1 pseudogene is annotated in these 287 nt (G+C 71.8%); it reads left to right on the forward strand.

Annotated elements, in window-relative coordinates:
- Positions 1 to 287: pseudogene (locus EJV47_RS28310) on the forward strand (HAMP domain-containing histidine kinase); the annotation flags it as partial.

Genomic DNA, 287 nt, shown 5'->3' on the forward strand with positions numbered 1-287 from the left:
CAGCTGCGCAACCGGGTGCTCTGGGTCGTGGTGGGCACGCTGGTGCTGGGCTTGGTAGGTGCCGGTGCCCTCACCTGGAAGCTGCGCCGCAGCCAGCAGGCGCTGGCGGCCAACCACGCCGCCCTGGAGCGGGCCAACGCCACCACCCGCCAGCTGGCCGCCAGCAAGGACCGCCTTTCCTCCATCGTCGCCCACGATTTGCGCGGGCCGGTCACCTCCTTCGTGGGCGTGACGGAGCTGATTGACTTCTACCTGCGCACCGGCGACGAGGCGGGCCTGCGCCGGCT

The sequence above is a fragment of the Hymenobacter gummosus genome (assembly GCF_003970915.1).
In the GTDB taxonomy this organism is placed as follows: Bacteria; Bacteroidota; Bacteroidia; order Cytophagales; family Hymenobacteraceae; genus Solirubrum; species Solirubrum gummosum.